16 protein-coding genes are annotated in these 20057 nt (G+C 57.3%); 10 read left to right on the plus strand and 6 right to left on the minus strand.

Annotated features, from left to right (window positions below; genetic code table 11):
- Positions 1-148 precede the first annotated feature (148 nt).
- A complete protein-coding gene (gene hemL / locus OGY35_RS01345; RefSeq protein WP_286631223.1) occupies positions 149-1429 on the plus strand; it encodes a glutamate-1-semialdehyde 2,1-aminomutase in 1281 nt (426 codons plus the stop codon).
- A 110-nt stretch (positions 1430-1539) separates the two neighbouring features.
- Here hemL and fhuB read toward each other — a convergent pair whose 3' ends face one another.
- The 6 genes from fhuB to hrpB form a co-directional block, all read right to left on the minus strand.
- Positions 1540-3522 (minus strand): Fe(3+)-hydroxamate ABC transporter permease FhuB, encoded by a 1983-nt coding sequence (gene fhuB / locus OGY35_RS01350; protein WP_286631224.1) that lies wholly within the window; start codon positions 3520-3522, stop codon positions 1540-1542.
- Positions 3519-4409 (minus strand): Fe(3+)-hydroxamate ABC transporter substrate-binding protein FhuD, encoded by an 891-nt coding sequence (gene fhuD, locus OGY35_RS01355; RefSeq protein WP_286631225.1) that lies wholly within the window; start codon positions 4407-4409, stop codon positions 3519-3521. The genes fhuB and fhuD overlap by 4 nt, the downstream gene beginning before the upstream one ends.
- Positions 4409-5206 carry a Fe3+-hydroxamate ABC transporter ATP-binding protein FhuC gene (fhuC, locus tag OGY35_RS01360; protein ID WP_286631226.1) on the minus strand — a complete coding sequence of 266 codons (798 nt, stop codon included), beginning with the start codon at positions 5204-5206 and terminating at the stop codon, positions 4409-4411. Before fhuC ends, fhuD begins: the two co-directional genes overlap by 1 nt.
- A 47-nt stretch (positions 5207-5253) precedes the next feature.
- Positions 5254-7506, minus strand: coding sequence for a ferrichrome porin FhuA (fhuA, locus tag OGY35_RS01365; protein WP_286631228.1), 2253 nt, complete (start codon positions 7504-7506; stop codon positions 5254-5256).
- 282 nt (positions 7507-7788) lie between these two features.
- Complete coding sequence (gene mrcB / locus OGY35_RS01370; RefSeq protein ID WP_286631229.1) at positions 7789-10317, minus strand: bifunctional glycosyl transferase/transpeptidase; 2529 nt, start codon at positions 10315-10317, stop codon at positions 7789-7791.
- A gap of 124 nt (positions 10318-10441) precedes the next feature.
- Complete coding sequence (gene hrpB / locus OGY35_RS01375; RefSeq protein WP_286631230.1) at positions 10442-12871, minus strand: ATP-dependent helicase HrpB; 2430 nt, start codon at positions 12869-12871, stop codon at positions 10442-10444.
- A 73-nt stretch (positions 12872-12944) separates the two neighbouring features.
- On the opposite strand from hrpB, the gene thpR reads away from it, so the two are divergent.
- The 9 genes from thpR (at position 12945) to panD (ending at position 20052) form a co-directional block, all read left to right on the plus strand.
- Positions 12945-13475, plus strand: coding sequence for an RNA 2',3'-cyclic phosphodiesterase (thpR, locus tag OGY35_RS01380; RefSeq protein WP_152405832.1), 531 nt, complete (start codon positions 12945-12947; stop codon positions 13473-13475).
- Between the two features lie 15 nt (positions 13476-13490).
- A complete protein-coding gene (gene sfsA / locus OGY35_RS01385) occupies positions 13491-14195 on the plus strand; it encodes a DNA/RNA nuclease SfsA (RefSeq protein WP_286631232.1) in 705 nt (234 codons plus the stop codon).
- Between the two features lie 177 nt (positions 14196-14372).
- The gene (gene dksA, locus OGY35_RS01390) at positions 14373-14828 is read left to right on the plus strand and encodes an RNA polymerase-binding protein DksA (protein ID WP_003829221.1); all 456 of its coding nucleotides are present in this window, start codon (positions 14373-14375) and stop codon (positions 14826-14828) included.
- A 64-nt stretch (positions 14829-14892) separates the two neighbouring features.
- On the plus strand, positions 14893-15789 hold the full coding sequence (gene gluQRS, locus OGY35_RS01395; RefSeq protein ID WP_286631278.1) for a tRNA glutamyl-Q(34) synthetase GluQRS: 897 nt from the start codon (positions 14893-14895) through the stop codon (positions 15787-15789).
- A gap of 80 nt (positions 15790-15869) precedes the next feature.
- Positions 15870-17267, plus strand: a complete 1398-nt coding sequence (pcnB, locus tag OGY35_RS01400) for a polynucleotide adenylyltransferase PcnB (protein WP_205685287.1) — start codon at positions 15870-15872, stop codon at positions 17265-17267.
- Positions 17264-17743, plus strand: a complete 480-nt coding sequence (gene folK / locus OGY35_RS01405; protein ID WP_286631233.1) for a 2-amino-4-hydroxy-6-hydroxymethyldihydropteridine diphosphokinase — start codon at positions 17264-17266, stop codon at positions 17741-17743. The genes pcnB and folK overlap by 4 nt, the downstream gene beginning before the upstream one ends.
- Positions 17744-17863: 120 nt before the next feature.
- Positions 17864-18655, plus strand: coding sequence for a 3-methyl-2-oxobutanoate hydroxymethyltransferase (panB, locus tag OGY35_RS01410; protein WP_286631234.1), 792 nt, complete (start codon positions 17864-17866; stop codon positions 18653-18655).
- Between the two features lie 11 nt (positions 18656-18666).
- On the plus strand, positions 18667-19521 hold the full coding sequence (gene panC, locus OGY35_RS01415; RefSeq protein WP_102602591.1) for a pantoate--beta-alanine ligase: 855 nt from the start codon (positions 18667-18669) through the stop codon (positions 19519-19521).
- Positions 19522-19671: 150 nt separating this feature from the next.
- Positions 19672-20052 carry an aspartate 1-decarboxylase gene (gene panD / locus OGY35_RS01420; RefSeq protein WP_286631235.1) on the plus strand — a complete coding sequence of 127 codons (381 nt, stop codon included), beginning with the start codon at positions 19672-19674 and terminating at the stop codon, positions 20050-20052.
- Positions 20053-20057: the final 5 nt, after the last annotated feature.

Raw genomic sequence — 20057 nt, forward strand, 5'->3', positions numbered from 1 at the left:
ATACAAATGCAGAGGCGGCATTGTACTCGCCTCTTCCCCGAAAATCCCCTGCAAATCGTACTGTTTCAAATGCGCAAAACTTTCATAACCTTCTCTGAATAACTAGAATAGCGACCATTCACATTTTCTACGAATCAGGAACCCATCCATGAGTAAGTCTGAAAACCTCTACAGCGCAGCACGCGAGCTAATTCCCGGCGGCGTTAACTCCCCTGTTCGCGCCTTTACTGGCGTGGGTGGTACTCCGCTGTTTATCGAAAAAGCTGACGGGGCCTATTTGTACGATGTCGATGGTAAAGCCTATATCGATTACGTCGGCTCCTGGGGCCCCATGGTGCTGGGACACAACCATCCGGCAATCCGCAACGCGGTAATCGAGGCGGCAGAGCGGGGCTTAAGCTTCGGCGCGCCAACCGAGATGGAAGTCAAAATGGCGGAACGGGTGACCGAACTGGTGCCGACGATGGATATGGTGCGAATGGTCAACTCCGGTACCGAAGCGACCATGAGCGCTATTCGTCTGGCGCGCGGCTTCACCGGCCGCGATAAGATCATCAAATTTGAAGGCTGCTACCACGGCCACGCGGACTGTCTGCTGGTGAAAGCCGGCTCCGGCGCGCTGACGCTGGGCCAACCGAACTCTCCGGGCGTACCGGCAGATTTCGCGAAGCACACCCTGACCTGTACCTATAACGATCTCAATTCCGTGCGTGCCGCGTTCGAGCAGTTCCCGCAGGAGATCGCCTGTATCATCGTAGAGCCGGTGGCGGGCAACATGAACTGCATCCCGCCGCTGCCGGAATTCCTGCCCGGTCTGCGCGCGCTGTGCGATGAGTTCGGCGCGCTGCTGATTATCGACGAAGTGATGACCGGCTTCCGCGTCGCCCTGGCAGGCGCGCAGGACTACTACAACGTGGTACCGGATCTGACCTGTCTGGGCAAAATCATCGGCGGCGGTATGCCTGTGGGCGCGTTTGGCGGTCGTCGTGACGTGATGGACGCGCTGGCGCCCACTGGCCCGGTCTATCAGGCGGGCACCCTCTCCGGCAACCCGATTGCGATGGCGGCAGGTTTTGCCTGTCTGACTGAAGTGGCGCAGCCGGGCATTCATGAAACGCTGGATGACCTGACGACGCGCCTGGCGGAAGGTCTGCTGGAAGCGGCACAAGAAACCGCAATCCCGCTGGTCGTTAACCACGTTGGCGGCATGTTCGGGATTTTCTTCACCGACGCGAAAACCGTCACCTGCTATCAGGACGTGATGGCCTGCGACGTGGAGCGCTTTAAGCGCTTCTTCCACATGATGCTGGACGAGGGAATTTACCTTGCGCCATCCGCGTTTGAAGCGGGATTTATGTCCGTGGCGCACAGCATGGAAGACATCAATAACACCATCGACGCCGCGCGTCGGGTGTTTGCGAAGCTGTAACAGAGTACGTTTTAAACCGTAGGCCGGGTAAGGCGAAGCCGCCACCCGGCTTTTTATTGCCGGATGGCGACGCGAAGCGTCTTATCCGGCCTACACGAAAAATAACCGAATCAACGACTCTGCTTACGTAACAGATAAATAAAGTATGGCGCACCGATAAACGTCGACAGTATCCCTGCCGGGATCTGGTACGGAAACAGCACCATCCGCCCGCACCAGTCGGCGAAGATCAGCAATAATCCCCCCGCCAGCGCCGACATCACAATATGCGGCATCGTTCGACGAAAACCCAACATCCGCGCGATATGCGGCGCCATCAGTCCGACAAAGCTCAGCGGGCCAATCGTCATTGTGGCGGTGGCTGTCAGACTGGCCGCCAGCAACAGCAGAGCCACCCGCGACGGCGTCAACGCGATACCGACTGCGCGGGCGGTATCGCCGCCCAGCGGTAAAATCGTCAACCAACGACGACAGAGCGGCGTGATGGCCAGCAGGATCACCATCACAATCCCGGTGTGCAGCACCTGCTCGCCCGACGCGTTATAGGTCGAACCGGAGATCCAGGTCAATACCCCTGCCATGCGCGGATCGCCGCTCGCCTGCAGCATCATCAGCAGCATGGTAAACGCGGTACTGAGCGCCATCCCGGCCAGCAGCATACGGTGGGGTGAGAACCCTCCCCGTCCGGCGGCGATCATAATGATCAACAGCGTGGCGGCAGCGCCGAGACTCCCGGCGGGCAGCAGCCAGCCAAACGCATTGCCCGGCACCAGAAACAGCATCAGTACAACACCAAATGCCGCGCCGGAACTGATCCCCAGCACCTCAGGACTCGCCATCGGGTTACCGGTCAGCCGTTGAATAATGCACCCCGCAACGGCCAGCATCACTCCGGCGATCATTGCCGCCAGGATGCGCGGCCAGCGCCAGGGCATCAGTTCTTCCAACTGCACGCCGCTAGCCCAACTCCAGCCCTGCGCGTCACGACCCAACGACAGCGCGGCATACACCCCAATCAACAACAGCAGGCCGCCGATCAGCGCATAGCCCAGCACATGCTGACGTTCTGTCGCCACCCGATCGCTGACGTTCATGTCCGGCGCGCTCATGCTTCGCAGGCGCGGCAATAGCCACAGCAGCAGCGGTGCGCCGATCAGCGCCGTCACGGAACCGGTGGACACTTCCATCCATACCCGGGTCAGCCAGAGAATGATCTGATCGGAAAGCCAGAGAATCAGCGCCCCGATCAGCGGAGCCAGCATCAGACGAGCCAGCAGACGACGCGCGCCCAGCATTTTCGCCAGCAACGGTGCAAACAGGCCGATAAAACCGATAATCCCCACCGCATTGACCAGCAGCGCGCTGAGCACAATCGCCAGCGTCAGCGCCGCCAGACGCGCCAGCGACAGCGCCAGCCCTAAATTACGCGCAACGCCGTCGTCCAGCCCCATCAGGGTCAGCGGACGCAGCAACAACAGGGTGAGCATCACGCCGCCCAGCAGTTGCGGCCACAGACGCTGCACGCCGCCCCAGTCGGTTTGCGTCAGCGTTCCGGTACTCCACAGGAACATGCTTTGCAACTGATCGTGGTGGAAGATAACCAACAGCTGATTGATTGCCCCACAGTACAAACTGACCACCAGACCGGCGAGGATCAGCGTCACGGGAGAAAGACGTTTGCCCCAGGCGACGCCAAACACCAGCGCCCCGACAATACAGGCTCCCGCCAGAGCAGCGAACTGCGCGGCCAGTACGCCCGGGATCGCCCATAACGTCGTGACCGTCATCCCCAACTGTGCGCCTGTCGCCACGCCCAGCGTGGTCGGCTCCGCCAGCGGGTTACGCAGCACCTGCTGAAAGAGCACGCCAACCAGCCCCAGCCCGGCCCCCACCAGCAGGGAAATCACCAGGCGGGGAAGAAGGCTGTAGTGGAAAATCATCTGCTCGATGATGTCGATATTGGGTGACCATAGCGCCTGTTGCCACTGAGCGCGGGGCAGCGCAATAGAGAAATTCGTCCAGGTTAAGCCCAGCGCTGCAACAAACAGCAGCACCAGCAATAACGCCGGGAAGCGTGCAATACGTTTGCTCACGCTTTGCCCCCCAGCGCAGTATCCAGAATGCGCACAAAGTTCATGGTCGACAATGTGGCACCATAGAACCACACGGGCGGTACGCGCTGGAAACGCCCTTCGCGCACAAACGGCATTGCCTGCCAGAGCGGTGTCGCCATCAGTGCCGCCATCTCTTTGTTATTGCCATGATCAAAGCAGAGCACATCGGCATCTTTGTAGGCCGCAAGACGATCGATCCCCACTGCCGTACTGCCCCAGAAGTTGGTTTCCCCCTGCCAGGCGTTGCGAATACCGTACTCATCCAGCACGTCCTGGAACAGGCAGTTCGGGCCAAAGACCAGCATATGACGGGGGTCAAGCAGGGTGACCAACAGCAGCGGACGCTCGCCGCGCTGCGCAAAGCGCGGTTTCCGGCTGGCAATAAACTGATCATATTCCGCCAGATGCCGCTCGGCTGCCGGTTCCAGATTCAGCATCTGCGCCATCTCGATCAAAGACCGGCGGGCCACCGTTAAGGGCTGTTTGCCATCGCTGAAGTTGAAGCCGCGTCCGGGGGCTATCCGCGCCAGCGTCTCGGGGGAAGGACCATACCCTGTCGACCAGAACATATACGAGGGTTTCATTTCGGTCAGCAGTTCAAGATTCGGCTCGGTGCGTAAGCCGACATCAATCACCGACGCCGGCAGTGGGGGGTCATTCACCCACAGGCGATAATTGGGAATGTCCGCCACGCCGTAAGGCGTCACGCCAAGCGCCAGCAACAGCTCAACCGGCAGCCACTCCAGCGCCACAATGCGATGCGGATCGACCGAGGCCGCGCGCGCCGGTTTCATCTGCCAGAGCAGCGGGGAAAGTGCCATCGCCGTTAATAAACGACGACGCGTTATGTGGGGTAAGCCGCTCATCAATACACAAAACTCACAGGTGCAGCGCCTGCCGGATGCGGCAGGATCCCCATCGGGATGCCATAAATCCGCTCCAGGGTTTCGCTACGCATCAGGTCGGCAGGCGTTCCCTGGGCAATCATTTCGCCACCGCGCAGCGCGACTAAATAGTCGCAGTAGCGGGCAGCCATGTTGATATCATGCAGCACGGCGATCACCGTCAGGCCACGCTCCAGGCTGAGGCGATGCACCAGCGCCAGCACATCAACCTGATGGGCAATATCCAGCGCCGAGGTGGGTTCATCCAGCAGCAGACAGCGGCTGTCCTGCGCCACCAGCATCGCAATCCACGCGCGCTGACGTTCACCGCCGGAAAGGCTGTCAACCAGACGATGCGCCAGCGGCTTCAACCCCACCAGCGCGATCGCTTCTTCCACTTTTTCTCTGTCCGCGACGCCAAAACGACCCAGCGCCCCGTGCCACGGATAGCGACCAATCGCCACCAGTTCACGTACGGTCATCCCTTCCGCCTGCGGCAACTGCTGCGGCAAATACGCCACCTTACGGGCAAACGCTTTGCTGTTCCAGCTGTTCAGCGGCTGGGCGTCCAGCAGGATATCTCCTTCTGACGGCGGCTGATGGCGACCCAGCATTTTTAACAACGTGGATTTACCTGAACCGTTGTGGCCGATAAGGCCAGTCACTTTACCGACGGGAAAGGTTAACGACAGAGGATGCAGAAGCGTGCGACCAGGCACGCGAAAGGAGACATCACGCAGTGCAAACGTGGTATCGGGATGATGGGTCTGTTCCTGCATAGCGGCCAACTTGTAAAGCGGGCACGCCATGCGTGCCCAAAGAAAAATTAGAAGCGGAAAGTTGCGGTAGCAACGACCTGACGTTCCGCGCCCCAGAAGCAGCCATAAGTGTTAAAGCAGCTGGCGACGTATTCGCGGTCAAACAGGTTGTTGACGTGCAGTGCGACGTTAGAACCCGCCATACCAAGGCGTGCCAGGTCGTACCGAACCAGCGCATCCACCAGGGCGTAGCTGCCGACTTTAAAGGAGTTCGCCGGATCGCCATAGCTGGAGCTGGTATAGCGAACGCCGGTGCCCAAAGTCAGGCCGGAGAGCGGGCCGTCAAACATCGTGTAATCGCCCCACAGCGACGCCATGTGTTTTGGCACCTGCGGCGGGGTGTTGCCCTTGTAGTTGGTGTCGGTGGTGTATTCCGCATCCGTATAGGTGTAGGAACCGACCACGTTAACGCTGGCAGACAGCGCCGCTTTCGCTTCAACTTCAACGCCGCGTGAACGAATTTCACCGCCTTCGACCGAGAAGAAGGAACCGTTAGGATCCGCCATCAGGTTGTTGGTTTTGGTCAACTGGTAGACCGCACCGGTGATCACGATCGGACGATCGTTCGGGACATATTTCACGCCCGCTTCGTACTGCTTGCCTTTGGACGGTGCGAAGATACTGCCATTCGCGCCCACAGTAGAAGCCGGTTCGAACGATTCGCTGTAGCTGAAGTACGGTGTAACACCGTTATCAAACAGGTAGTTCACGCCGCCACGCCAGGTGAACTCGTTATCATTACGTGAATGCTGGGTATTCTCTTCACGATCCAGAGAATCCTGCTGCGCCCAGTCGTAACGTCCGCCCAGAGTCACCAGTACTTTATCCCACTGCATCTGATCCTGGGCGTACAGGCCGGTCTGCTTCTGCTTGTTCAGAACGCGGTAAGCGGCACCAGGCCCAGGGTGTGAGCCAAAATCGAAGTCGCTGCGGTCAAGGTTGTAGATATCAGATGGCGCAACCGACCCCGCCCAGCCAAACCAGGAGTCGATGTCGTTACGCATGCGCATAAAGTCAACGCCGGTTAGCAGGGTGTGATCCACTGAGCCGGTCGCAAACTTGCTTTGCAGTTGGGTATCCACAGAGAAGTTCTGCAGTTTTTCGTTATCATCCACGTACTGACGGGTCAGCGTATGGCCCCACTGCGACTGCGGCACGCTGGCGCAAGGACTGGTGCTCGGATTGCTCGAATAGAGCGGATCGGAGCACATGCCGTAACCGTAGACGCTGTTCTGCGACACTTTGTTTTCCGCGTAACGCAGGTTCTGACGCACGGTAAAGGTATCGTTGAATTCGTGGTCGAAGCTGTAACCAACCATCTTCTCATTACGTGAGTAGGTATTGTTGTTCGCGCCTTCGTTGAAGTCGGTCGACAGACGTTTACCGTTCGGCAGCGTGCTGACGGTCCCCTCCTTCGGCAACCAACCGTAGTAACCAGTCTCAGGTTCGTTCTGGAAGTAGGACAGGAACGTGAAGTTGGTCTTGTCATCCGGACGCCAGCTAAAGGACGGCGCGATAGCATAACGCTGTTCTTCCGCACCCTGCTGCTGCGCATTCGCTGAGCGAGCCAGACCGGTTAAGCGATAAGAGTACACACCGTCATCATCCAGTGCATCGCTGAAGTCAAAACCGGTCTGGAACAGGCTGTCAGTGCCCATTTTAAACTGAACTTCTTTCAGCGGCTCGGTGGTTGGACGCTTGCTGACCATATTCAACAAACCGCCCGGGTTGCTCTTACCATACAGAACGGAAACCGGCCCACGCATCACTTCCGCGCGTTCCAGCATATAGGGGTCAATCACCGCATCGTTGTAGAAGTTCCCCTGCATCTTCAAGCCATTCAGATAGTTATTCTGACTTTGGCCGTCGGCAGCGAAACCGCGAATGATCAGGTAGTCATAGGTGTTAGACGCACCACGGGTACCCACGGCAACGCCTGGGGTATAGCTGAGCGCCTCTTTTACGGATTTCGGCTGATGCAACGCCATCTCTTCAGCAGTCACCACAGAAATAGACTGGGGAACTTTTTGAATAGGGGTATCCGTTTTGGTTGCGGTGGCAGACTGGCGTGCCGCGATCGTCGCCGCCGGGCCCCACGCACTTTCCTGCGGAGCAGGTGCAGCGGTTACGGTGATAGTGTCTTCTTTTTTCGGTTCAACCGCCGCCTGTGCATAGACAGACATGCCGCTAACCGCTGTGGCTACTACAACTGCGACTTTACGCAGCGAGTGTTTTGGCTGAGCAGTTTTTTGACGCGCCATTGGTATATCTCTGATGAAAAGTGAATGATAACGTAAACGAGAATTATTATTATGCCGGCAGAATAATATTCGAAACGCGGGCGCGATAGCAAGCGATACGCGTCCCCACCAAAACTAAGGGGTTAAGAAATATCCAGATGAAAAGAAAGGGTTAAGAAAGTGGCGTGAAATGTTTTGTAGGGGAATTGCCGGATGGCGGCAAAAACGCCTTATCCGGCCTACAAGCCCAATGCCGTATTGATCCTGTAAACCGGATAAACGAAGTGCCATCCGGCACGACGGTTAGTTACTGCCGAACATGTCTTTAATCCAACCCGCCACGCCGTCGCCGTCTTTCTTCTCTTCCTTCGGCGGCTGTTGCTGCTGTTGCTGCGGTTGAGAAGATTGATCGAACGGGTTCCCGGTCGGCTGCTGCTGCATTTCACCCTGCTGGCAGAGCGAATCTGGGTCTGATGTCCAGACCGGCAGCGTGCGCATGCCGCCGCTGCAGACAAAGTTGCCGTCATAGTCGACGCCCATCTCCGCAATATCCTCCGGCGGCGTCAGCGTCAGCGGCGTCGGCGTCTGGTTTGCCAGATAACGCTGATAAATCGACATCGCCCCGCTCGCACCGTACAGCTTCGTTGGCTGGTTGTTATCGCGACCCACCCAAGTGATGGTCACCTGGCTGCCGTCAATACCGGCAAACCAGGTATCGACGTTGTTGTTCGTGGTCCCGGTTTTACCCGCCAGATGCAGATTCGGATACTTCGCGCCAAGCTGACGACCGGTGCCGCGCTGCACAACCTGCTGCATCGTCCACAGCGTCATGTAGGCAGCCTGAGCCGGAACGGCGCGTTCCGCCTGCGGGAAGCTCTGGTACAGCACGGTGCCATCTTCGGCAATAACCGAACGCAGCGCGGAAAGCGGCGCACGGTTACCGCCGCTGGCGATCGTCTGGAACGCCTGCGCCACTTCGATTGGCGTCAGGTTCAGCGCCCCCAGCAGCATGGCCGGAACCGGATGCAACTGCTCTTTTGGCACGCCCAGCTTCAGCCAGGTATCGGTGACGGCTGGCAGACCCAGTGCCATCCCCAGATTGACCGTCGGTACGTTCATGGAGCGTGTCAGCGCATCCACTAACATGACTTTGCCACTTTCGCTGTAACGACGATCGTCGTTCTGCGGGGACCACACCTGACCGTTTGGCTGGCGCAGCGCAATTGGCGCATCGGCAATCCAGGTGTTCAGGCGATAGATTTTCGGCTGACTCAGCGCGGTCAGATAGGTCGCCGGTTTGGCCAGAGAACCAATCGAACGACGCGCCTGCATCGCGCGGTTATAGCCAGCAAACTGCGGTTCAGCGCCACCGACCATGGCGCGGACTTCGCCACTGAAGCGGTCCACCACCACAATCGCGGTTTCCAGATCGCTCAGCTTGCGCTGTTTTTTCAGTTCCGGAATCCCGTCAACCGCCGCTTTCTCGGCAGCATCCTGGGCAACAGAGTCAAAGGTGGTGAAGATCTTCACGCCGGAGAGATCTTTCACTTTATCGCCCAGCTTCGCCTGCAACTCCTGACGCACCATCTGCATAAACGCGGGCTGTGGTGAGATCACCCCGCCGCGCGGCTGCACGCCTAACGGACGCGCGCTCAGCATGTCGTACAGTTCCTGATCGATCACCTGCTGTTGCTGCAGCAGACGCAGCACCAGGTTACGACGTTCAAGCGCCAGTTTCGGGTTACGCCACGGGTTGTAGATTGACGCCCCTTTCACCATCCCCACCAGCAGCGCCTGCTGGTCCAGGCTCAGCTCTTCCACCGGGCGGCCAAAGTAGTACAGGCTCGCCAGCGGGAAGCCACGAATTTCGTTATCGCCGCTCTGACCGAGATACACCTCGTTCATATACAGCTCAAGAATGCGATCTTTGCTGTAGCGCGCATCCATCAGCAGCGCCATGTAGGCTTCGTTGGCCTTACGCCAGTACGAACGCTCGCTGGAGAGGAACAGGTTTTTCACCAGCTGTTGGGTCAGGGTACTTGCCCCCTGCACCGTGCGTCCGGCGGTCAGGTTTGCGAGCACCGCGCGGCCGATAGAGTACAAACTCACCCCGTCATGCTCATAGAAATGACGGTCTTCGGTCGCCAGCAGCGTATCCACCAGCAGATCCGGGAAACCGCTGCGCGGAACAAACAGACGCTGTTCGCCGTTTGGCGACGAGAGCATGGTGATCAAGCGCGGATCGAGACGGAAGAAACCGAACTGGCGGTTGTTATCCATGTTGACGATCGTGTCCAGACGGCCGCTATCGAACGTCAGACGCGCGCGCACCTGACCCTCTTTGCTGTCCGGAAAATCAAACGGACGGCGGATCATCTCAATGCTGTTGGCCTGCACGGTAAACTCGCCAGGACGCGTCATCTTGCTGACCTGACGATACTGAGTGGCTTCCAGCAATTTGACCATTTCGTTTTTGCTGACCGACATTTCCGGCTCAAGGTTGACCATCCGGCCATACACCGCCGCCGGCAACTGCCAGACTTTGCCATCGATCCGGCTACGGATTTTTTGATCCAGATAGACACCATAGATGGCAAGCAGTACCGCAAATACAATCGCTATTTTCAGCAGCAGCCACATCCAGCCGCGCTTGCCACGAGGCTTACGCCCTTTGCCTTTACCCTTACGCGGCATCGGTTCTTCATCCTCATAGTCATCATCATAATCGTCGTCGTACTCATCATCTCTGAGTTGGCGACGGCTCACCTTTTGTTTCACCGGACGCGTAGGTTTCCCTTTGCGTCCAATTGGCTCGCGGTCATTCCCGGCCATGCTTTTTCTCCGCTACATTCAGGCGCAAGGGCCTGATTCTCTGTTCTTCCGTCAGAAGACAGAAGAAGAAATCTCTCAATTTTACGGCTCTTTTGTCGGACAGGGCGTAAATGCCCTCTCCGGCTTACGAATACTTTTTGGTCCGCCGCGTCGGTGCCGTGTTCGCCGGATCGTCCGGCCAGACATGTTTGGGATAGCGCCCTTTCATCTCTTTTTGCACGTCGCGATACGACCCCTGCCAGAACGCAGCCAAATCCTGGGTTATCTGCAACGGTCGCTGCGCGGGGGACAAGAGCTCCAGAACCAGCGGCACGCGGCCCTCGGCGATGGTCGGCGTACGGGCCTCGCCAAACATCTCCTGCATTCTGACCGCCAGCGCCGGCGGATTATCGTCGTGATAACGAATGGCTATCCGGCTTCCCGTCGGCACAGTGTAATGTGTGGGTAACGAACTCACCAGACGAAGCTGTAGGGAATAATCCAGTAACCCGCTCAATGCCTGGTGAACATCCAGCGATTTCAGGCCGCGCAGCGAATGAACGCCGCTCATATGCGGCAGCAGCCAGTTCTCCAGCGTGGCCAGTAATGTCCTGTCGTCCACCGCAGGCCAGTCATACTCCGGCAGCCATTTCGCCGCACAGTGCAGGCGTAACCGCAGTTGTTCTGCCGCAGGCGTCCAGTTGAGCACGCTCAGGCCTTTATCGCGGATGCCGTTAAGCATCGCCAGATGCAGTTCTTCTTCGGACGGTTTTGCCAACGGCTGGACTTTGACCGTCAACTCCCCGACTCGCAGTCTGCGCCAGGCTTTCAGCGTCCCTTGCGCCTCATCCCACTCGACAGTATCAGACTGCTGTAACAACTCAGGACAACGCTGGATAAGCGCGTCGATATCGAGCGGCAGCGCCAGCAGGATCCGCGCATCCGGCGACGCGCTGCCCTGTAATAACAGAGGCGCGATCAGCCATTCGTGCCGCCCCAGCGCATCATCAGCGTCCAGCGCCGCCCCCATACCATTCGCCAGTTGATAACGCCCGTCCTGGCTGCGTCGACGCGCAATGCGGTCGGCAAAGGCCTGAGCCAGCAACGGGGCGATGCGTGACACATCCGCTTCGCCGTTGCGAACATTCAGACGTTTGAGAAGCTGCTGACTACGCTGTTGCCAGGCAGGATGATGGCGGGAAAACGCCACGCCGAGATTGGTATTGCCCATCCGCGGTGGCTCCTCAAGAACCGCCGCCAGCTTTGCCGCCGTGGCCGCATCGTCGGGTGTGGAAGCACTGACTAACATCGCGGCCAGCCGCGGATCGTTACCCAACGCCGCCATTTTTTGCCCCGTCACACTGAGCTGCTCGCCGTCCAACGCCCCCAGCAGGTACAGTAATCGTTTCGCTGCCTGTAAATTGACTGCGGGCGGGAGATCCAGCCAGGTGAGTTGCGCGGGATCGCGACATCCCCACTGCAACAGTTCCATCAGCAAACCAGAGAGATCGCTGTGCAAAATTTCAGGTTCCCCTTGCGCTGCTGCGCGTTCCGCCTGCTCTTTGGCAATCAGATGCAGACAGATACCCGGCTCCAGACGTCCTGCCCGCCCGGCGCGCTGGGTCATGGAAGCATGACTGATGCGCTGGGTGATAAGCCGGGTCAACCCGGTGCGCGCGTCAAACCGCGCCACCCGCTCCTGCGCGCAGTCAACCACCAGGCGAATCCCCTCAATGGTCAGACTGGTCTCCGCAATGTTGGTCGCCAGCACAACTTTACGCATGCCTTGCGGAGCAGGCAAAATCGCTTTGCGCTGATCGCTAAGCGACAGTGCGCCATAGAGCGGACACAGCAGTACATCGCTACCGACTCGCGTACTCAATTGCTCCTGTACGCGCAGGATCTCCCCGACGCCGGGTAAAAACAGCAGCAGCGAGCCGGGCGCTTTGCGCAGCAGTTCGGCACAGGCGACCGCCACGGCTTCGTCGAAACGCAACTGCGATGCCAGCGGCTGATAACGGCGCTCAACGGGAAAGGCACGCCCTTCGGAAACGATCGCCGGCGCATCCGGCAGGCACTGTTGCAGGCGATCGTTATCCAGCGTGGCGGACATGATCAACAGCCTGAGGTCGTCGCGCAGCCCTTGCTGTACGTCCAGCAGCAGCGCCAGCGCAAGATCCGCCTGCAAACTGCGTTCATGAAATTCGTCGAGGATCACCAGTCCCACACCGCTGAGCTCCGGATCGCGCTGGATCATTCGCGTCAGTACCCCTTCGGTGACCACCTCAAGCCGCGTTGCAGGCCCAACGCAGGATTGCGCCCGCATCCGGTAGCCAACCGTCTCACCGGGCTTTTCATCGAGCAGTTCCGCAAGCCTTTGTGCCACGTTACGCGCCGCCAGACGACGCGGCTCCAGCAGGATAATCCGCCCTTCGATACCCTTATGCGCCAGAAACTGTAGCGGCAACCAGGTTGACTTACCGGCTCCCGTCGGCGCGCTCAGCAGTACCTGTGGCGCAGAATCCAGGGCAGTAAGCAATTCAGGCAGTACAGCAGCAACAGGTAACGACGTCACAAATGGCTCCAGAGGGTTAACATTCTTCGCGCCGCATTGTAGCATCGCGTTAATTCATAACCGAGTACCTAAGATGTCTGAGCCGAAACGGCTGTTTTTTGCCATCGAACTGCCCGCCACGGTACGTGAGCAACTTATCTCGTGGCGGGCGGCTAATTTCCTCCCGGAGGCGGGGCGCCCCGTCGCGGCCGAGAACCTGCATTTAACGCTGGCGTTTTTAGGCGATGTGAGCGCTGACAAACAACAGGCGCTGATTGCCCTTGCCGGTCGCATTCGTCAGCCCGGGTTTACGCTCAGTCTGGATGATGCCGGACAGTGGTTACGCTCTCGCGTAGTCTGGCTGGGGACACGTCAGTCCCCGCGCGGGCTGTTGCAACTGGCAAATATTCTGCGGGCCCAGGCGGCGCGCAGCGGGTGTTATCAAAGTCCGCAGCCGTTTCATCCACACGTGACGCTACTGCGCGACGCCAGTCACGCCGTGGCGATCCCGCCGCCTGGCTTTTGCTGGTCATTTCCGGTGACGGAATTTGCCCTGTATGCCTCCTCTTTTTCCCGAGGACGCACGCGTTATGCCAAACTTCAGCGCTGGACGCTCACCGAATAATCAAGGACATGCGCGATGCAATTTACACCCCCTCTCCAGCGCGCGACGCTGGTTCAGCGATATAAACGCTTTTTAGCCGATGTGATCACACCTGACGGGACTGAACTCACGCTACACTGCCCCAATACCGGGGCGATGACGGGGTGTGCAACGCCCGGTGATACGGTCTGGTATTCGACGTCGGAGAATATCAAACGCAAATATCCGCACACCTGGGAATTAACCCAAACCCAGACGGGCGCATTAATTTGTGTTAATACGCTATGGGCTAACAGACTGACGAAAGAGGCCATTGAACAGGGACGAGTTTCAGAACTTTCAGGTTATTCCACGCTGAAAAGCGAAGTAAGATACGGCGCCGAACGGAGCCGCATTGATTTTATGTTACAGGCAGATTCACGGCCTGACTGCTATATTGAAGTGAAATCGGTAACGTTAGCGGAAAAGGATTTTGGTTATTTTCCCGATGCCATCACTGAACGAGGTCAGAAACATCTTCGGGAACTGATGAGCGTAGCAGCTGAGGGCAAACGCGCAGTGATTTTCTTTGCCGTCCTGCACTCCGCCATTACACGGTTTTCACCCGCGCGCCATATTGACGCGAAATATGCGCAACTATTGTTCGAAGCACAGCGTAAGGGGGTAGAAATTCTGGTTTATAAAGCGGAACTTTCTGCCGATAGTATGACTCTGATAGAGCCATTAACTGTCACTTTATAGTGTTGTAAACAATTGGTTATTTAGTATTCTGGTCGCGTGCGCAAATACGCTTTTCCTCACAGGGTTGTCAAGTGTTACGTTTAGTTAATTGCTATCCGGAAAAGCATCTGCTATTTATAGCGACCTGATTTTTCCCCCGAACATGGGGATCGATAGTGCGTGTTAAGGAGAAGCAACATGCAAGAAGGGCAAAACCGTAAAACATCGTCCCTGAGTATTCTCGCCATCGCTGGGGTGGAGCCGTACCAGGAGAAACCGGGCGAAGAGTATATGAACGAAGCCCAGCTGTCGCACTTCAGGCGTATTCTTGAAGCATGGCGTAATCAACTTAGGGATGAAGTCGATCGCACCGTTACTCATATGCAGGATGAAGCTGCCAACTTCCCGGACCCGGTAGACCGTGCCGCACAGGAAGAAGAGTTCAGCCTCGAACTGCGTAACCGTGACCGTGAGCGCAAACTGATCAAAAAGATCGAGAAAACGCTGAAGAAGGTTGAAGACGAAGATTTCGGCTACTGCGAATCCTGCGGTGTAGAAATTGGTATTCGTCGCCTGGAAGCGCGTCCAACAGCCGATCTGTGCATCGACTGCAAAACGCTGGCTGAAATTCGCGAAAAACAAATGGCTGGCTAAGGCCTGGCGTTTGAAACGTTTACAACAGGCGGGGCTTTCCCCGCCTGTTCATTTTTACGCAAAGATGACTGACTCACACTACATTGGCCGATTCGCCCCGTCACCTTCTGGTGAACTGCACTTTGGCTCCCTCATTGCTGCACTGGGCAGTTACTTACAGGCTCGCGCCCGTCAGGGAATATGGCGAGTACGTATAGAAGATATTGATCCTCCTCGTGAAGTTCCCGGTGCCGCAGACACGATTCTGCGTCAACTGGAACATTACGGCCTGCACTGGGATGGCGACATTTTATGGCAGTCACAGCGCCATGACGCCTACCGCGACGCGCTCGCCTGGTTATACGACCAGGGGCTGAGCTACTACTGCACCTGTACCCGCGCGCGCGTCCAGAGCATTGGCGGAATTTATGATGGTCACTGCCGCGAGTTGCATAACGGACCGGCGCAAGCGGCGGTTCGTATCAAACAGCAGCATCCCGTCACCCGTTTTTACGATCGACTTCGCGGTGACATTCAGGCTGACGAACGTCTGGCGAGAGAGGATTTTATTATCCATCGTCGTGATGGACTGTTCGCCTATAACCTGGCGGTGGTGGTGGACGATCACTTTCAGGGTGTCAGCGAAATCGTGCGCGGCGCCGATTTGATAGAACCGACGGTACGACAAATCTCGCTGTACCAGCAGTTCGGCTGGACGCCTCCGGACTATATTCATCTGCCGCTGGCGCTCAATGAACAAGGCGCTAAACTGTCCAAACAGAATCATGCCCCTGCCTTGCCGCAAGGCGATCCGCGTCCCGTTCTCATGGACGCGCTGCGCTTTCTTGGCCAACAAAGTGATGTGCCGTGGCAGGAGATGCGCGTCGACGAGATCCTGGCATCCGCCGTGGCAAACTGGACGCTTTCGACGGTACCTGAATCGGCGATTGTAAATCCGGCATTCTCAAATACGTCGTGCTGAGCTATGATTAGCCGCTATTTTTACACAGCAAATGATTTGAACTGAATTCTGAATATTGTTTGACACTACCGAGGTGCACTATTTTTACCCGAGTCGCTAATTTTTGCCGCAAGGTGCTAAGCCGCGAAGAGAGCGAGGCCGAAATTGCCGTCGCCCGTCCGCGTATGACGGTCATCCCGCGCGAGCAGCACGCTATTTCACGCAAAGATATCAGTGAAAATGCCCTGAAGGTAATGTACAGGCTGAATAAAGCGGGATACGAAGCCTGGCTGGTTGGCGGAGGCGTCCGCGACCTTCTGCTCGGCAAAAAACCGAAAGATTTTGACGTCACGACCAATGCGACGCCAGACCAGGTGCGCAAACTGTTCCGTAACTGCCGCCTTGTAGGCCGCCGTTTCCGTCTGGCGCACGTCATGTTTGGCCCGGAAATTATTGAAGTCGCCACCTTTCGTGGTCATCACGAAGGCAGCGAAAGCGACCGTACCACGTCCCAACGCGGACAAAACGGTATGCTGCTGCGCGACAACATTTTCGGCTCCATCGAAGAAGACGCCCAGCGCCGTGACTTCACCATTAACAGCCTTTATTACAGCGTCGCTGATTTTACCGTTCGCGACTATGTCGGCGGTATGCAGGATCTGGAAGATGGTGTGATTCGCCTGATCGGCAATCCGGAAACCCGCTACCGCGAAGATCCGGTGCGGATGCTTCGCGCCGTGCGTTTCGCAGCGAAGCTCGACATGAAGATTAGCCCGGAAACGGCAGAGCCGATCCCGCGCCTGGCCACGCTGCTCAACGATATCCCGCCCGCGCGCCTGTTCGAAGAGGCGTTGAAGCTATTGCAGGCGGGCTACGGCTATGAAACCTATAAAAAACTGCGCGAATACAGCCTGTTCCAGCCACTGTTCCCGACCATCACTCGTTATTTCACCGAGAATGGCGACAGCGCAATGGAACGCATCATCGCGCAGGTGCTGAAAAATACCGATAACCGCATCCATAACGACATGCGCGTTAACCCGGCTTTCCTGTTTGCCGCGATGTTCTGGTATCCGCTGCTGGAAATGGCGCAGAAAATCGCCCAGGAAAGCGGTCTGGCTTACTATGACGCGTTCGCGCTGGCAATGAATGAAGTGCTGGATGAGGCTTGCCGTTCGCTGGCGATCCCGAAACGTCTTACCTCGCTGACGCGCGATATCTGGCAGTTGCAACTGCGGATGTCCCGTCGCCAGGGTAAGCGCGCGTGGAAGCTGATGGAACATCCGAAATTCCGCGCCGCGTATGATTTACTCGCCCTGCGTGCCGAAGTGGAAAACAATGCCGAACTGCAGCGTCTGGCGCAGTGGTGGGGCGAATTCCAGGTTTCTGCACCACCAGAGCAAAAAGGCATGCTGAACGAGCTGGATGAAGATCCGTCACCGCGCCGTCGCCACCGTCGTCCGCGCAAGCGCGCGCCGCGTCGTGAAGGGACGGCATGACCCTCGTTTATATCGCGCTGGGCAGCAATCTGGCCTCTCCTCTGGAGCAGGTCAATGCTGCCGTCAACGCGATACGTGAGCTCCCTGAAAGTCGGGTCATTGCCGTCTCTTCCTTTTACCGAACTCCGCCGCTGGGTCCGCAGGATCAGCCCGATTACCTGAACGCCGCCGTGGCGCTGGAAACGACGCTTGAGCCAGAAACATTGCTCGATCACACCCAGCGCATTGAACTTCAGCAAGGCCGGGTACGTAAAGCCGAACGCTGGGGACCACGCACGTTAGATCTGGACATCATGTTGTTTGGCGATCGCATCATCAACAGCGAGCGGTTAACCGTGCCGCACTACGACATGAAAAACCGTGGTTTTATGCTCTGGCCGCTGTTTGAAATCGCCCCTGACCTGCACTTCCCTGACGGCATCTCACTGCAACAGGTACTCACTCACCTCGGCGCAGAAAAACCCGCTCGCTGGTAATCACGCGCGTCTTTCCTCACGTTTGTTCTTTTCACACCTGGCTGCTGCTTAAATCAATTGCCCCACTGAATGTGACTGTTAAAATGCCGGTAAATATGACGTTCACCATCAGGAAATGTTATGAAACCGACCACCATCTCACTGTTGCAGAAGTGCAAACAAGAGAAAAAACGCTTCGCCACCATTACTGCCTATGACTACAGCTTCGCCAGACTGTTTGCCGACGAAGGGATCAATGTGATGCTGGTCGGAGATTCCCTGGGGATGACGGTGCAAGGGCATGACTCCACCCTGCCGGTTACCGTTGAAGATATCGCTTACCACACGCGTGCGGTGCGTCGCGGCGCGCCGAATTGCCTGCTGCTCGCCGATCTGCCGTTTATGGCTTACGCGACGCCGGAACAGGCCTTTGAAAATTCGGCCATCGTCATGCGCGCGGGCGCGAACATGGTCAAGATTGAAGGCGGCGCCTGGCTGGTAGATACCGTGAAAATGCTCACCGAGCGCGCGGTACCCGTCTGCGGACACTTAGGGTTGACGCCACAGTCGGTCAATATCTTTGGTGGCTATAAAATTCAGGGCCGTGGCGATGCCGGACAGATTTTGCTGGACGATGCCCTGGCGCTGGAAGCCGCAGGTGCGCAACTCATTGTGCTGGAATGCGTCCCGGTTGAGTTGGCCAGGCGCGTGACTGACGCGCTTTCCATTCCGGTCATCGGCATCGGTGCCGGTAACGTCACCGACGGACAAATCTTAGTGATGCACGACGCCTTTGGCATCACCGGCGGCCATATTCCGAAATTTGCCAAAAATTTCCTTACGGAAGCAGGCGACATGCGCGCCGCGGTACGGCAGTATATTGCCGAGGTGGAGTCCGGCGTCTATCCGGGCGAAGAACACAGTTTCCATTAAGGAGTCTTGTTGTGCTGATTATTGAAACCCTGCCACTGCTGCGTCAGCATATCCGCAGAGCCCGTCAGGAAGGTAAGCGCATTGCGCTGGTGCCAACGATGGGCAACCTGCATGATGGTCACATGAAGCTGGTTGATGAAGCCAAAGCCCGTGCGGACATCGTGGTAGTGAGTATTTTCGTTAACCCGATGCAGTTTGACCGTCCGGACGATCTGGTGCGCTACCCGCGCACGCTGCAGGAAGACTGCGAAAAACTGAACAAGCGTAAAGTGGATTTCGTCTTTGCCCCCGCGCCAGACCAAATCTATCCCCAGGGCACCGACGGGCAGACGTACGTCGATGTCCCCGGCCTCTCGACGATGCTGGAAGGTGCTAGCCGCCCGGGTCATTTCCGTGGTGTTTCAACCATCGTCAGCAAGTTGTTCAATCTGGTACAGCCAGACGTCGCCTGCTTTGGCGAGAAGGACTTCCAGCAACTGGCGCTGATCCGCAAAATGGTTGCCGATATGGGCTACGACATCGACATCGTCGGTGTACCGATTATTCGCGCCAAAGACGGTTTAGCCCTGAGTTCGCGTAACGGTTATCTGACGGCTGAACAACGTAAAATCGCCCCCGGTTTGTACAAAGTGATGAGCCGCATCGGTGAAAAGCTGCAGGCCGGCGAGCGTGAACTGGAAGAGATTATTGCCATCGCTGAACAGGAATTGACGGAAAAAGGCTTCCGCCCCGATGATATTCAGATCCGTGATGCTGACACGCTGCTTGAACTGACCGAAAGCAGCCAGCGTGCCGTGATTCTGGTTGCCGCGTGGCTCGGTCAGGCACGGTTAATCGACAATCAGACGGTTGCATTAACCCAGTAGACAGGGGTTAAAAATCAGGCAATACTGCCTGAGAAAATTCTCAAAGCAGGTTTCGACCTGCTTCGTTAACAACTGAACACACTCGGAATGACTCAGGCGCTCCCAATACAGAGGCGGCCTGAATGATGAAGAGTCTTTAAGGTAGACGTTATGATTCGCACAATGCTGCAGGGCAAACTCCACCGCGTGAAAGTGACTCAGGCGGACCTGCACTATGAAGGTTCCTGCGCCATCGATCAGGATTTTCTGGATGCCGCCGGGATCCTCGAAAATGAAGCCATTGATATCTGGAACGTGAGCAACGGCAAGCGTTTCTCCACCTATGCCATTGCCGCCGAACGCGGTTCCAGAATCATCTCCGTCAATGGCGCGGCGGCACACTGTGCCAGCGTGGGCGATATTGTGATCATCGCCAGCTTCGTCACCATGTCTGACGAAGAAGCTCGCCGCTGGCAGCCGAAGGTCGCTTACTTCGAAGGCGACAACGAAATGAAACGCGCCGCGAAAGCGATTCCGGTTCAGGTTGCGTAAGCGAA

This window comes from Citrobacter sp. Ct235 (assembly GCF_030332305.1).
GTDB classification, from domain to species: domain Bacteria; phylum Pseudomonadota; class Gammaproteobacteria; order Enterobacterales; family Enterobacteriaceae; genus Citrobacter_A; species Citrobacter_A telavivensis.